Origin of the sequence: Caballeronia sp. SEWSISQ10-4 2 (assembly GCF_030464885.1) — a bacterium.
Taxonomy (GTDB): domain Bacteria; phylum Pseudomonadota; class Gammaproteobacteria; order Burkholderiales; family Burkholderiaceae; genus Caballeronia.
On the sequence record NZ_JALPRJ010000014.1, the window covers coordinates 28,113 to 41,765 of the forward strand.

Annotated in this window: 9 protein-coding genes; 4 read left to right on the forward strand and 5 right to left on the reverse strand. The window is 59.7% G+C overall.

What is annotated here, in order from left to right; all coding sequences use genetic code 11:
- Window positions 1–59 precede the first annotated feature (59 nt).
- The 3 genes from M0D69_RS11830 to M0D69_RS11840 all read right to left on the reverse strand — a co-directional run bounded on the left by M0D69_RS11830 (window position 60) and on the right by M0D69_RS11840 (window position 5,836).
- The gene (locus tag M0D69_RS11830; protein ID WP_301782205.1) at window positions 60–3,104 is read right to left on the reverse strand and encodes an efflux RND transporter permease subunit; all 3,045 of its coding nucleotides are present in this window, start codon (window positions 3,102–3,104) and stop codon (window positions 60–62) included.
- 12 nt (window positions 3,105–3,116) lie between these two features.
- Window positions 3,117–4,268 (reverse strand): efflux RND transporter periplasmic adaptor subunit, encoded by a 1,152-nt coding sequence (locus tag M0D69_RS11835; protein ID WP_301782283.1) that lies wholly within the window; start codon window positions 4,266–4,268, stop codon window positions 3,117–3,119.
- Window positions 4,269–4,339: 71 nt separating this feature from the next.
- The gene (locus tag M0D69_RS11840) at window positions 4,340–5,836 is read right to left on the reverse strand and encodes an efflux transporter outer membrane subunit (protein WP_301782206.1); all 1,497 of its coding nucleotides are present in this window, start codon (window positions 5,834–5,836) and stop codon (window positions 4,340–4,342) included.
- A gap of 399 nt (window positions 5,837–6,235) precedes the next feature.
- On the opposite strand from M0D69_RS11840, the gene M0D69_RS11845 reads away from it, so the two are divergent.
- Window positions 6,236–6,454, forward strand: coding sequence for a hypothetical protein (locus M0D69_RS11845; protein WP_301782207.1), 219 nt, complete (start codon window positions 6,236–6,238; stop codon window positions 6,452–6,454).
- Between the two features lie 274 nt (window positions 6,455–6,728).
- On the opposite strand, the gene M0D69_RS11850 is transcribed toward M0D69_RS11845, so the two are convergent.
- Complete coding sequence (locus tag M0D69_RS11850; RefSeq protein ID WP_367619703.1) at window positions 6,729–7,685, reverse strand: PhzF family phenazine biosynthesis protein; 957 nt, start codon at window positions 7,683–7,685, stop codon at window positions 6,729–6,731.
- 339 nt (window positions 7,686–8,024) lie between these two features.
- Between M0D69_RS11850 and M0D69_RS11855 the strand changes: the two genes are divergently transcribed.
- Window positions 8,025–9,113, forward strand: a complete 1,089-nt coding sequence (locus M0D69_RS11855; RefSeq protein WP_301782208.1) for a lipoprotein signal peptide — start codon at window positions 8,025–8,027, stop codon at window positions 9,111–9,113.
- Between the two features lie 80 nt (window positions 9,114–9,193).
- Here the strand turns inward: M0D69_RS11855 and M0D69_RS11860 are convergent, their stop codons facing one another.
- A complete protein-coding gene (locus tag M0D69_RS11860) occupies window positions 9,194–11,236 on the reverse strand; it encodes a M3 family metallopeptidase (RefSeq protein WP_301782209.1) in 2,043 nt (680 codons plus the stop codon).
- Window positions 11,237–11,798: 562 nt separating this feature from the next.
- On the opposite strand from M0D69_RS11860, the gene M0D69_RS11865 reads away from it, so the two are divergent.
- The gene (locus M0D69_RS11865) at window positions 11,799–12,794 is read left to right on the forward strand and encodes an ABC transporter substrate-binding protein (protein ID WP_301782210.1); all 996 of its coding nucleotides are present in this window, start codon (window positions 11,799–11,801) and stop codon (window positions 12,792–12,794) included.
- Window positions 12,791–13,648 (forward strand): ABC transporter ATP-binding protein, encoded by an 858-nt coding sequence (locus tag M0D69_RS11870; RefSeq protein WP_301782211.1) that lies wholly within the window; start codon window positions 12,791–12,793, stop codon window positions 13,646–13,648. The genes M0D69_RS11865 and M0D69_RS11870 overlap by 4 nt, the downstream gene beginning before the upstream one ends.
- The last annotated feature ends 5 nt before the right edge of the window (window positions 13,649–13,653 follow it).

The following is a 13,653-nucleotide window of genomic DNA, read 5'->3' on the forward strand; positions in this document are numbered from 1 at the left end:
CAATCTCACCTCAAAAATAGCCCATCGAATCAAAATTTGATTCAAGAATGAGCTAAGCGTCATTCTTGAATCACTTCGCGATGATGATCCGCCGCCAAAAACATATACATTGCGGGCACGACGAACAAGGTGAACAGCGTGCCAATCGACAGCCCCGTGAAGATCACCAGGCCCATTGCGTTGCGGCCCGCCGCACCGGCACCGGACGCGATCACGAGCGGCACGACGCCAAGCACCATCGCCGCGGTCGTCATCAGGATCGGCCGTAGCCGCACGCCGGCCGCTTCCTCCAGCGCTTCGCGTTTCGACTTGCCGGCGCGCTGCAATTCATTCGCGAACTGCACGATCAGGATGCCGTGCTTGCTGACGAGCCCCATCAACGTGACGAGCCCGACCTGCGTATAGATATTCAACGACGTCAACCCGATGTTGATGAAAACAAGCGCACCGAAGAGCGCCATCGGCACGGAGATCAGGATCACGACGGGATCGCGGAAACTCTCGAATTGCGCCGCCAGCGCCAGGAACACGATGATCGTTGCGAACAGCAGCGTCAGGACAAAACCGCCCGATTCCTGCACGAACTGCCGGGACTGCCCCGAGTAATCCGCTGAATATCCGGCCGGTGCAACCTGTGCGGTCGCCGTGCGCAGAAAATCGAGCACCTCGCCTTGAGACACGCCCGGCACAATCACGCCGGAGATCGTTGCCGAGTTGAGTTGCTGGAAGTGGTTGATCGATTCCGGCACGACGTTGTGCTGGATATGCGCAACGGTGGCCGCCGGAATAACACTGCCGTCGGGCGTACGCAGGTAATAATCGAGCACTTGCGATGGATTCAGCCGATCCGTCTGCAACACCTGCGGAATGACCTTGTACGAGCGTCCCGCGATCGAGAAGTAGTTGACGTAGCCGCCCCCGAGCGCCGCGCCAAGCGTCTGCCCTACATCGCTTTGCGAGAGCCCGAGCGACGCCACCTTGTCGCGATCGACCACGAGCAACGCTTCGGGCTTGTCGAGTTTGAGATCGCTGTCGACGAAGAAAAACATCCCGCTCGCTCGCGCTTTTTGCAGGACCGCCTGCGACACTTCGTTGAGATTCTCGAACGGCTCGGTCGTGCTGATCACGAATTGCACCGGCAAACCCTGCGAGCCGGGCAGCGGCGGAAACTGGAACGCCGCCACGCGTGCTCCAGCTATCTGATTCCACTTCTGCTGCAATTCCTGCTGCAACGCGGTCGCGCCTTTGCTGCGCTGATCCCACGTCTTGAACAGCACGCCACCGATCCCCTGGTTGAGGGTCGGCGCGCCGGTCAACTGGAACATCTGCGAGTATTCGGGCAGTGCCTTCGAGATCTCGAACACCTGGTCCGCATACATCTGCATTTGCTGGATGGTCGCGTTCGGCGGCCCCTGGATCTGCGACAGCACGATCCCCTGGTCCTCCTGCGGCGCAAGCTCGGATTTGGATGTCATGAACAGGTAGACCGCGCCGCAGAGCAGCAACGCGCCCATCACGACGAACACGGGCCAGGTGTCGAGCGTTGCATGCAACAGCCTCCCATACCCGCGATGAAGACGGTCGAACTGCCGGTCGATGAACTGCGCGAAGCGCCCGGACTCCTGCTCCACGCGGAAAAAGCGCGAGCACATCATGGGCGACAAGGTCAGGGCAATCACGCCGGATACCGCCACCGCGCCGGCAAGCGAGAATGCGAACTCGGTGAAGAGGGCGCCGGTCAAGCCGCCCTGGAAACCGATCGGCACGTATACCGCGATGAGCACGACGGTCATCGCGAGAATCGGGCCACCCAGTTCGCGCGCGGCGATCAACGCGGCTTCGAAGGGCGTCTTGCCTTCATGCTTCATGTGCCGATCGACGTTTTCGACCACGATGATCGCGTCGTCCACCACCAGCCCGATTGCGAGCACGAGCGCGAGCAGGGTCAGCAGGTTGATCGAATACCCGAGCAACTGCATCACGAAGAACGTGCCGATGAGCGACAACGGCATCGCGATCACGGGCACGATGACCGCTCGGAAACTGCCGAGGAACAGGAAGATCACCGCAGTGACAATTAGCAGCGCCTCCACCAGCGTCTTGATTACTTCAACAATGGCCGTGTTCACGAAGTCCGTAGCGTCGTAGACGATATCGCCTGTCATGCCGATCGGGAACTGCTGCTGCAGCGAGGGAAAAAGTCGCCGCACGCGTTTGGCTACGTCCAGGATGTTCGCATCCGGCGCGACCTTGATGCCGATAAACACAGAGCGCTTGCCGCTGAACGCGACGTTGAAGTCGTAGCTGTCGGCGCCGAGCACGACGTTCGAGACATCCTCCAACCGCACGATCGAGCCGTTCTTCTGCTTGACGACGAGTTGCTTGAAGTCATCGACGGTATGCAGGTCCGTGCCTGCGTTCAGGTCGACGCTGACCATCTGCCCCTTGGTCGTGCCGAGCGTCGCAAGATAGTTGTTGTTGCCGAGCGCAGTGTAGACATCGGCGGCTGTCACGCCGTGTGCCGCCAGGCGAGTTGAATCGAGCCACGCGCGCATCGCGAACTGCCGCCCGCCGAGGATCTCGGCCGTCTGCACGCCTTCGATCGAATCGAGCTTGGGTTTGACGACACGCAGCAGATAGTCGGTGACGTTGTTGCTCGGCAGCACGTTGCTGTAGAAGCCCATGTACATCGCGTCAGTGGTCTGTCCCGTCTGGACCGTCAGGACCGGCTGCTGGGCTTGCGGCGGCAACTGGTTGCGCACCGACGCGATCTGCGTATTGATTTCGGTCAGCGCGCGATTGGCGTCGTAGTTCAGGCGCAGCGTTGCAGTAATGGTCGAGACACCGGTGCTGCTTGTTGAAGACAAGTAGTCGATGCCCTGCGCCTGCGCGACCGCCGCTTCAAGCGGTTGCGTGATGAACCCGGCGATAGTGTCGGCATTCGCGCCGTAGTAAGCGGTGCTGATGGTCACGACAGCATTTTCGGTCTGCGGATATTCGCTGACTTTCAAACTCGCCAGCGAGCGCAATCCAAGCACGAGGATCAGCAGGCTCACGACCGACGCGAGCACTGGCCGCTGGATGAAGAGATCGGTGAATTTCATCGCGCGGGCTCTTTATTGTTCCTGAGGCGTCGGGTTCGGGCTATTGGTCGGCTGCACCCGATTATCGATGACAAGCGGCGTCCCGTTCTTGAGCTTCAACTGGCCGCTGGTCACCACTTGTACGCCCGCGTCGACGCCCTTCAGGATGGCGACTTGATCCCCGCGTGTAGGACCGGGCGTGACAAACACCTGTTGGGCGACCGGCAGCGTCTTGCCTTGCGCGTTCGGCTGCGTGCCGGGTCTGACAAGGAACACGGTAGCGCCATAGGGGTTGTAGGTGATGGCGGTCTGCGGCAGTGTCAGATAGCGCTGTTCGGTACCCGCTTCGATCTTCACGTTGGCATACATGCCCGGCAGCAGCTTGCGCTCACGGTTGTCCACGGTCGCTTCCACCTGTACGTTGCGCGTGGCGCTATCGACTTTCGGGCTGATCGACAAGACCTTGCCGGCGAAGGTTTGTCCGCTGTATGCATTGGTATCGACCGCGACAATCTGGCCGATCGCGAGCTGGCCGAGTTGTTGTTGTGGTAACGTAAAGTCCGCATAGATAGGATCGATAGCTTGCAGCGTCACGATCGCATCGCCTGGATTGATGTACTGCCCCGGATTGATCGTGGTGATGCCAAGGCGCCCCGCAAACGGTGCGCGGATAGTCTTCTTTTCGACGAGCGCGGCCTGTCCCACGACTTGGGCCTGCTTGCCTTTCAAGTCAGCGGCGTCCGCGTCGAGCTGCGCCTTGGCGATCGCCTTGATGTCGTACTGCGCCTTATCGCGCTGGTAGACGGTTTGCGCGAGGTCTGCCGCTGCCTGCAGCGAATGGAGCAGCGCCACGTCGGTGTCGGCGTTGAGCCTGACGAGGATTTGTCCGGCCTTCGCTTCCTGCCCCGAACTGAACGCAATCTCGCGCACGAGGCCGGCGACTTCAGTGGTGACATCGACGCCGCGAACGGCACGCAGGCTGCCGACCGCGGCAAGCTGAGGTTGCCATGACTGGTAGCCCGCGACTGCGGCCGACACGGTGGCGGGCGGAGCGGAATTGCCCGCCATGAACTTGGCGAACATATGCGCCTTGAACAGGTTGAAGCCAACCAGCGCGGCCAGCAGCAGGCCGACGCAGATCAGCATGATCACCATTCGCTTCGCCATCCGTCGTTTTTCGATCATCGTCATGTCCTTGAACGGCATGGGCAAAGTGCCGAACGTTGGTTTGCTGACAGCGTGTGTTGTTTGCAGTTTCAGTGTGGCGGTGGCGCGCTGGGTGGCGCGTTCCACCAGCCGCCGCCGAGCGCCTGAAAGAGGGCGGCGGTATCGGCATAGCGGGACGCCTGGGCCTGCGCGAGACTCGTCACGGTTTGCTGGTACTGTCGTTGTGCGTCGAGCAGCGACAGGTAGCTCACGCCGCCCACGCGATACTGCCCGCGCGTCAGGTTCAGCGAGTCGCTTGCGGCGCGCCACGCGTCTGTCTGCGCTCTCAGGCCGGTTGCGTCGTGATCGAGCGCGCGCAGCGAGTCCGCCACGTTCTGGAACGCCAGCAGCACCGTTTCGCGATACTGCGCGCCGGCCTGCTCGTAGGCTGCCTCGGCCGCGCGTTTCTGCGCGCTCAACTGTCCACCGTGGAAGACCGGTTGCAGCAGGCCCGCGCCGAGGCTCCATATCGTGCTGCCGGGCTTGAATACTTGCGAGGGCGCCAGCGCCTCTGCACCGTAGCTGGCGGAGAGCGTGATCTGCGGATACAGCGCGGCGGTCGCCACGCCTATTTGCGCGCTCGCCTGATGCAGTACCGCGTCCGCGGCGAGGATGTCGGGCCGCTGCCTCACGAGCGCTGACGGCAGGCTTACAGGCAGCGTCTCAGGCAACGAGAACATGTCGAGCCGGAATCCGGGCAGCGTCGGGTCGCTGGGCAGCATGCCGGCCAGCACGGCGAGTTGGTGCCTTACCTGATCGAGTGACTGGCGCAGCGGCGGCAGCGTCGCGCGGGTCTGCGCCAAGAGCGTTTGTTGCGCGAGCACGGCTGTGCGGCTCACGCCGCCCAGATCGAACTGCTGGCCGAGGACACTAAGCTGGTCGCCTTCGTCCGTGGCAATACGCTCTGTGGCTTCGATCTGCGCACGCAACGACGCTTCCTTGACCGCCGCGGTCACAATGTTCGCAGTCAGCGCGAGATAGGCTGCCTGGAGCTGATAGTTTTGGTAATCGATTTGTGAATGCAGCGCCTCGAGTTGGCGCCGCGCGCCGCCGAAAATATCGAGCTTGTACGACACATTCACCGAGGCGTTGTAGAGATTGAATTCCTCGCTGACTCCCGGCTGTCCGAACGCAATGCCATTCAGTTTTTCGCGGGTAGCGCCAAGTTGCGCGTCCACGCTCGGAAGCAGGGTGCCACCGGCTTGAGCGGAGAAGTTCTCGCGGGCTTGTCGCAATGCTGCTTGCGCGGCGACTATGTTCGGGCTGTTGGCGAGTGCTTGACGAATCAGCGCATCGAGTGGTTCGCAATGAAAGAGCGCCCACCATTCTGCGGGAATGTCCTGGCCCGGAGCAAAGCGTTGCGGCAAACCGGCGGCGCCCGGCGCGGAGGCTGTCCGCTCGGGCAACGGCGCGGTGGTATAGGTGTCGGTAGGCGGCGCCGAGGGCGTTCGATAATCCGGTCCGACCATGCAACTGGCTAATGTTGCACAGCCGCAAAATGCGACTGACAGGCGCAGTTTCAGGATAGGCCGCTTAACGTTGATCATCGTCAATCATCGATTTACCTTCATCGATCCACCTTGGTCGCCTGCGTTCGGCCTCGACGGGCTAGCTGGCGCGCATAGTCAAACAACCTGTATTTCCGATATTCCTTTTTTGCTCTATTCGGTACGGGTAGCGCTAATGCTGACTGAAGCCCACTAAAATTTTTGCATAGCCTAGCACGGTCGATTCATTCGTGGCGCCTATCTGCTTACGAATGCACGGCGTCCTGAACGCCGGGTGGTAGTGGTTGGGGTTTGTACGCTGAGATGAATGCCGCGGTGCCTGATCAAAACGCTGGATTCGTCGCTGGGAAAGGTGAAAAATCGATGCTAAGAGGCTTACTCTTAAGCCTTTGTTTACCTATCATGTAAACGTAATTGCAGCGGACGCGGGAGGGCATCATGGAGCAGTTTGTCAATACGGTGATGGACCTCGTCGGAGCCGCGTCGCGATTAACTTTGCACAGTTCCGCGATTGATCTTCTCAATGTGCTTGTCGGGCTTGGCGGTCTGGCTCTGGTCGCTGTTATCTTGTTAATTCACGAGTCACATTGGCCGTCTCAAAGACACGGCCACGCGGCTGATCACGCACGGCATTGGTGGGTGCATCATCGGCATTGAGTTGCGCGCGGTCGCTGATTCTCGAATGCCTTAAACAGGACTCTGTGCCGTCGGCCCGAGTCCTGACGTGTTTTACATGTCATTTCACAGAGCCACTAACAATAGAAGTCAGGATACCTATTGTTCATGGTTAAGGCATCATCGACATAGCGGTCATTGCTCGTCTCCGAAGTTTTCATCGTGCGGGACATGTGAGAAAGCTCAGCATGGACCTTCGCGCCTTCCACGTCATCCGATGTCTTTTTCCCGATGCAAAGCAACTTGAGTGACAGGATCAGGATTCAGCATCGAGCCGAAACGAGCCTTCCATGACGCTGACACATTTGCCGCCAATGCGTACCCTTGACTTGCCGTTATACGTATCCACACTGGCAATCAAAATGCTCGGGCGACCCATGTCTACGCCTTGACCAACACGCAATACCAGGTCTGACACGCCTCGAACCTCGGCTAAAAGCGCGGCGGCTGCTGCGGTCGCGCTACCCGTCGCCGGGTCTTCTGTCATGCGTGGCGTGAACATACGTGCTTGCAAATCGCATTCGGTGCCAGTCACAACCGGGCCGATATCGCGCGTATAGGCGTAGATGGACACGGCCCCGTCAATCGGTAGCAAGCCCTTGTAGGCGATAAGGTTTGGCGTACACCTGCGCAGCGCATCTCGGGACGCAAGCTCAACGACGACAAACGGGAGGCCAACCGAGGCCACCTGCGGCGCGTGAGCGTTGACCAGGATGTCGGTGGAATCGAGGGAAAGACAAGCCGCTACGAGGTCTTGTGGTACCTGCGACAGTCGAGCCAATGGCTCCGGCGCAATGAGTTCCGCTCCGACCAAACGCCCGTCCTCTTTCAATTGAGTAACAGGAACCAGGCCGGCGGCCTCCTCGAACACGAGTTGATCCGGAAGAGGTGTCTGACTCGATTCCGCTCTTGCAGCCAGCACGAACGCCGTACCGATGTTCGGATGTCCGGCGAACGGAATTTCGCGACTCGGCGTAAAAATTCTCACCCAGGCAGTGTGAGCAGCATCGCGGGGAGGCAAGACAAAGGTAGTTTCGCTATACGCGAATTCGGCCGCGATCGCCTGCATCTGGTTCGTTGACAGACCGTCGGCGTCCAACACGACAGCGACCGGATTGCCTTTGAATTTTTCGTCTGTGAATACGTCTGCCGTGACATAGCAGCGGTTCATGAGTGTCTCTCCAGTTCGATATTTCTCACCTGCGACGAGCATTATTATTACGTTATAAACCATCCGGGCGCCCGACACAGATGTGCAACGGCGGATCGGGCCAGTACCTCGAATGACCGAAGGTGACCGGACTCCGGGTTTCTGGGGATCGCGACCAGTCGTACCCGACCCGCTTCGGGCGTTCAGCCTCGGAGCGTAAATGTCCGTTTTCCACTTCCTGCCTTGAGACCTGAAATTTCCGCGCGCCAGCGTACTCACACGCTGATCGGGGCTGACGGGCGCCGCAGATTCGGCGCACACTCGTGGTTCTGCGCGGAGTAGCAGATTTGCCTTCAGACGCCGCGAAGACGTGGGTAAACCTGGTTGTCAGGAGGACGAAAAATGGAGACTGCTCTGCTGACGAAACGTGGATTGATCCGTCCCGCCATGGCGATCCTGTCCTGCTTCATGACCACGTGGTCCACGATGACATTCGCGCAAACCATACAGCCTGGCGCTCCCTATCCAGTCGGGATGAAACAGCTGGAATACGTAGACGCCACGCAAGGCAATCGCCACCTGGCGCTCACGCTGTTCTATCCAGCTGTAGTCAATAGTTCGACCGTGCCACAGCGCATGATCTTCTTTACCAACCTGCATCTTTACAAGAACGCTGACGTGGCGTCCGACAACGTGAAGCGTCCACTCGTCATGTTTTCACACGGACATGGCAGCAACGGACTCTACTATGCGTGGTTTGCAGAGTTTCTCGCGTCGCGCGGCTATATTGTGGCCATGCTTTATCACTATCGTGCCAACACCTACGACGCAACGATCATGTACACGAGGAGCAAGCTCTGGCAACGCCCGATCGACATCAGCAAGGACATCACGTTCCTTTTGAACGACAAACTCTGGGGACCGCATATCGATCCAAATCGGATTGGCGTCGCCGGTCATTCCCAGGGAGGCTTCACGTCGCTCTGGATTGGTGGCGCAATGGTGAACCCTGAAAAGTACCTCGCCTACCAACGCGTCTGGAAGAACAACCAGTTGGTGCCGGAGTCACTGCGCAAGGATTTGCCGCTCGATGCCATGCCGGCGCTCAAGGTATACGACAGTCGTGTCAAGGCGGTCTTCGCGATGGCGCCGGGCGACTTGCAGGGTTTCGGAATGGACGAGGAAGGGGTTGCACAGTTGAAGGTGCCTGCCTATATCATCGTTGGCGCGAGGGACACTCAGGCTCCGCCTAAAGAGAATGCCGAGTTCGCAGCCAAGTACGCTCCGCATACCCAACTGGACGTGATGCCTGGCCTTGTCGACCACGAAATCTTCGCCAACGAATGCGACCAGGAGGGGAGGGACACGTGGCCGGAAGCGTGTATCGATGCGCCTGGCATAGATCGCACCAAACTGCACGAGTACATCGGAAATGCAGCGCTGAAGTTCTTTGATACCAACCTGAATGTTCCGCGAGGCCCGCTAAACTAGTCGTCACGATCCATTCTATTGGATGGAGCCGCAGGCCGGCAGCTCGCAAGCTGCACGCGAAACCGGTCATTCAGGCCTGCTTACTCACCCCGAATCAAACCCCGTTTGCGCAACATCGGCTCGGCTCGCGGATCACGGCCGCGAAAAGCGCGAAACGCGGAGCGTTGTTCGCGGCTGTCGCCTGCGCTGTAAACGTAGCGATGCAGCTTCTCGGCTAGCGCGGGATCGAATGCATTGCCGGTTTCTTCGAATGCATCGAACGCTTCGGCCTCCAGGACCTCGGCCCACATGTAGACGTAATAGCCCGCCGCATAACATGCGCCGCTGAAGATATGGCCAAAGTGCGGCAGCCGGTGGCGCATGCCCACCTCCCTCGGCACGCCGATACGCTTGCGCTCGTCCGCCTCAAACCGGGCGATGTCGATACCGGCAGGATCGTTCTGCAGATGCAACGCCATATCGATCAGAGCCGACGATGTATAAGCAACCGTCTCAAACCCGCGGTTGAAAGTCTGCGCCGCCCTGATGCGCTCTATCAACGCGGCCGGGATCGGCTCGCCCGTTGTCACGTGACGCGCATGCTTCGCCAGCACTTCCGGCACCGTGGCCCAGTTTTCCATCAATTGCGAAGGGAGTTCCACATAGTCTTGCGGAACGTTGGTACCCGACAGGCGGCCGTAGCTGACGTCGGAGAGCAAGCCGTGCAGTCCGTGGCCAAACTCGTGAAACAGCGTGCGCACGTCGTCGAAACCAAGTAGCGTTGGGCCATCGTCGACGCGGGCGAAATTGTTGTTGTTCACCACGACCGGCATCACCTTGCCGCCATTGCGTGTTTGCCTGCGATAAATATGCATCCAGGCGCCGCCCTGCTTGTTGGGCCGGGCATAGTTGTCGCCGAGGAAGATGCCCACTCGTTCATCGCCGCGGTGCACTTCCCACAAACGCACGTCCGGGTGATAGAGCGTTACGCCGGTTTGCTCGACGAACTGCACGCCGAACAGGCGCCCCGCGCAATCGAACATGGCGGCAAGCATCGCGTCCAGGCTGAAGTACGGTTTCACTTGAGCATCGTCGAGTGCGTGGCGGGCGACACGTACTTTCTCGGCCAGGTAATACCAGTCCCACGGCTCTATGTCGGTGGGTTCGCCGAGCGCGGCAGCTTGCTCGACCAGAGCCTGCCGCTCCTGTTCGACACTGGCCTTCGCTGGCTCCCAAACCTGACCAAGCAGTTCAAAGACGGCGGAGGCTTTGCCGGCCATGCGATCAGAGAGCGCGTAATCGGCAAAGTTTTCGTAGCCGAGCAATCGCGCCTGCTCCTGCCGCAGAGTGAGTATCTCGCGAGCCAGCGGCCGGTTGTCGCGCGCCGGGGTTTCTCCACGCGTGGTCCAGGCGCGCCATGCGGTTTCACGCAGATCACGGCGGGTCGACCACGTGAGGAACGGCTGCACGAGCGAACGCGAGAGCGTGATCACGTAGCCGTCCACACCGCGCTCCTTGGCGGCGCTGCTTGCCGCCTGGCGCAGGGAAGCGGGTAGGCCGGCCAAGTCCGCTTCGGTCGTCAACGGCAATTGGTAGGTCGATTCGTCGGCGAGTATGTTCTGCGCGAACTGCGTCTGCAGATCGGCGAGCCGCGTGGCGATGACCGCGAAACGCTCACGTGCAGCCCCTTGTAGCGTGCCGCCCGCGCGGATGAAATCGGTATGCAGGCGTTGCAGCAGACGGTGCTGCTCTTCGCTCAGGTCTAGCGTGGCAGCTTGCTGATGAACGGTATCGAGCCTGGCAAAGAAGCCGGCGTGCATTGCGACCTTGCTGTCGTGCGCGGCCAGCAGCGGCGCCATTTCGCGCTCCACGGCCTGCAGGGCGGGCGGTGACTCCGAAGCACACAGGTTTTCAAAGGTCAGCCGGACACGATCCAGCCCGGTGCCGGCGGCATCGAACGCGGCCACGGTGTTGTCGAATGTGGGAGCAGCCAAATTTTCAGCTAGTGCATTGATTTCCGCCAGATGCTGCTCGAAAAGCGCAGCGAAGGCGGGGGCGAAGTGTTCGCACCGGATCCGCTCGAAGGGCGGTAACTGGTAGGGCGTTTGCCAGTCCTGTAACAGCGGATTGCTGTGATCGGTCATGTCGATCTGCCTGTTGGGCGATTATCGTCGAGAAGGGGACATGATATGACATCGTGCACCCGAGGACGGCGAACGGGCGGTTCAGGTTTGACGGGTTGATATCTCGGTGGCGAAGCGCGGTGTCATCGTGAGTAACTGGTTCAGCCGGGGCTTGCACACCCTAAGGAGGCGTTCCTTAATGCTGAACCTCACGGCGTTCACCGGAACCTGAGATGCTCAGAGGAAGACCGGTCGCAAGGATTGGTGCCGATCGCCTGACAATGTCGTGCCGCTTTTTAATGCGTCATTGCACCAATGTCGGGAGACTGGCACCGCAAAGGAATTATGTTGTGTACGCTACTTATCCAACACATTACGAACGTCTTGACGGGATCGTGTTTTCGTTCAGTAAACCGAAGAATATCGACCAATTACAGTGCTATGCAGTTGATATAAAATTATTGCGCCATCAAAGAGGGCTTGGCACACTCCATGCGTCAAAGTTAAAAATAAGACGTGTACGCTCTTTTTGGCTGTGTAAGCTCGAGCGACTGATTCACTTTATCCCGGTCCGGAGTAGCCTATGAATTCATTCATCGTGCGTGCGATCACGTCGCTTGGTGTGTCACTACTTCTTGCCGCTGGTCCTGGACGGTTCAACGTCGCGCACGCTGACGAGATATCGGTGACTCAATGGGGCAGCAGTTTGTACGGTCTTCCCTACGCGGTCGCCATGCACGATGGCCTTTTCAAGAAGGCAGGCGTCGACATCACCGGCATCCTCAGCTCCGGCGGTGGTGGCACAACCGTTCGCAATATTCTCGCGAGTAAAACACCATACGGCGAAGTCGCAGTGTCGGCGGCGCTTGCCGCACAGCGCCAGGGCCTCGATCTTGTCATCGTGAACGTAGGCACTCGTAGCGTTGCGGAGGCGTCGATGGTGACCATGCCCAGCTCTGATGTAAAAAACGTTGGGGACCTCGCCGGAAAAAAGGTCGCGATCACATCACCGAAAGGCGTGTCTGAAATGCTGTTGCTGATGGTGCTCAAGTCGAAGGGAATCGATGCAGGCAAGGTCACGCGGATCGCATCGGGTGGATATGTAAACGGCTTGACGCTGCTGGAACAAGGCGGCGTGTCGGGAGCTGTGCTGATCGAACCGCTCTCCATCATTCGCGTTACCAAGTACCGCACGGTCTATCGTGCCGGCGATGTTCTCCAACCAATGACCACTTCCGTTGGCATCACCACCCGCGAGTTTGCAAAGGAACATCCCGACACCCTGCGCGCGATCATCGCCGGGCGACGAGCGGGCGTCGATGCGACTTACGCCGATCCTGCCGCCGCCGCGGCATTGCTGCAGGAAAGTTTCAAGCTCACGCCTGAAGTGGCGAAGGTGGCGGTGGACAACATGGTCAAGTCGCGCATGTGGAGCGAGGGTGAGTTCGATCGCACAGAACTCGATCGAATGACAGACGGGCTCAAGCTGATCGGCGAGCTCAATGGTGATGTGGATTGGTCCAAGCTGGTAGACACGAGTTTCCTTCCCGCAGATTTGAAGGCTAAAGGAAAGCTATGACCGTACTGAATAGACCTGCGCCGCTCAAGATCCCCGAAGCATTGCCATCGCAGGAGCCAGAAGAGGCGCACGCGACGCTTACCGGCGTCACGCGGTACTTCAAGAAGAACGGATCCAAAGAACTCTTTCATGCACTTGGCCCGATCGACCTGACGCTGATGAAGGGCGAATTCTTCTCAGTGGTGGGGCCCTCGGGTTGCGGCAAGTCCACGCTGCTCGACGCGCTCGCGGGTCTGTCCGAACCCAGCGGCGGACGCGTCATGTTCGAGGCGCGCGCAGTCAACGGCGTACCCGACGGGGTGGGCGTGGTCTTTCAGGAAGACGCGTCGTTCCCGTGGCTGAACGTGCACGACAACATTTCATTCGGATTGCGCATGGCGGGGATGGACGGTGCGGAGATCAAGCGCCGAACCGACTATGCGATGGGTTTCATGGGGCTGAAGGACTTCGCCGGGGCGTATCCGGCGCAACTCTCGGGCGGCATGCGCCAGCGCGTTTGTATCGCCCGCACGCTTGTCACACAACCTCGCCTGATCCTGCTGGATGAACCCTTCGGCGCACTCGACCAGCAAACACGCCTGCTCATGGGGGATGAACTGTTGCGTCTGTGGCGCGAGACTTCCGCCACCGTGCTGCTGATTACCCATGCGCTCGACGAAGCCGCCATGCTTTCGGATCGTGTGGGCGTGATGTCGGCACGCCCCGGCCTGTTTATCGACATCGTCGAGACGGGTTGGGCCCGGTCGCGAGACAGCCGCATTGTCTCGACGCCGCGCTTCGGCGAAGTGAATGCGCGACTGTGGGAGAAGCTACGCGTTGAATCGATGAAGGTGATGGGGACGGCCACGCATTAAATTTA

What these genes read in the sequence shown, in the direction of transcription:
- M0D69_RS11830 (WP_301782205.1), bottom strand. Translation starts at nt 3,104, where the DNA reads ATGAAATTCACCGATCTCTTCATCCAGCGGCCAGTGCTCGCGTCGGTC.
- M0D69_RS11835 (WP_301782283.1), bottom strand. Translation starts at nt 4,268, where the DNA reads ATGATCGAAAAACGACGGATGGCGAAGCGAATGGTGATCATGCTGATC.
- M0D69_RS11840 (WP_301782206.1), bottom strand. Translation starts at nt 5,836, where the DNA reads ATGATCAACGTTAAGCGGCCTATCCTGAAACTGCGCCTGTCAGTCGCA.
- M0D69_RS11845 (WP_301782207.1), top strand. Translation starts at nt 6,236, where the DNA reads ATGGAGCAGTTTGTCAATACGGTGATGGACCTCGTCGGAGCCGCGTCG.
- M0D69_RS11850 (WP_367619703.1), bottom strand. Translation starts at nt 7,685, where the DNA reads ATGCTCGTCGCAGGTGAGAAATATCGAACTGGAGAGACACTCATGAAC.
- M0D69_RS11855 (WP_301782208.1), top strand. Translation starts at nt 8,025, where the DNA reads ATGGAGACTGCTCTGCTGACGAAACGTGGATTGATCCGTCCCGCCATG.
- M0D69_RS11860 (WP_301782209.1), bottom strand. Translation starts at nt 11,236, where the DNA reads ATGACCGATCACAGCAATCCGCTGTTACAGGACTGGCAAACGCCCTAC.
- M0D69_RS11865 (WP_301782210.1), top strand. Translation starts at nt 11,799, where the DNA reads ATGAATTCATTCATCGTGCGTGCGATCACGTCGCTTGGTGTGTCACTA.
- M0D69_RS11870 (WP_301782211.1), top strand. Translation starts at nt 12,791, where the DNA reads ATGACCGTACTGAATAGACCTGCGCCGCTCAAGATCCCCGAAGCATTG.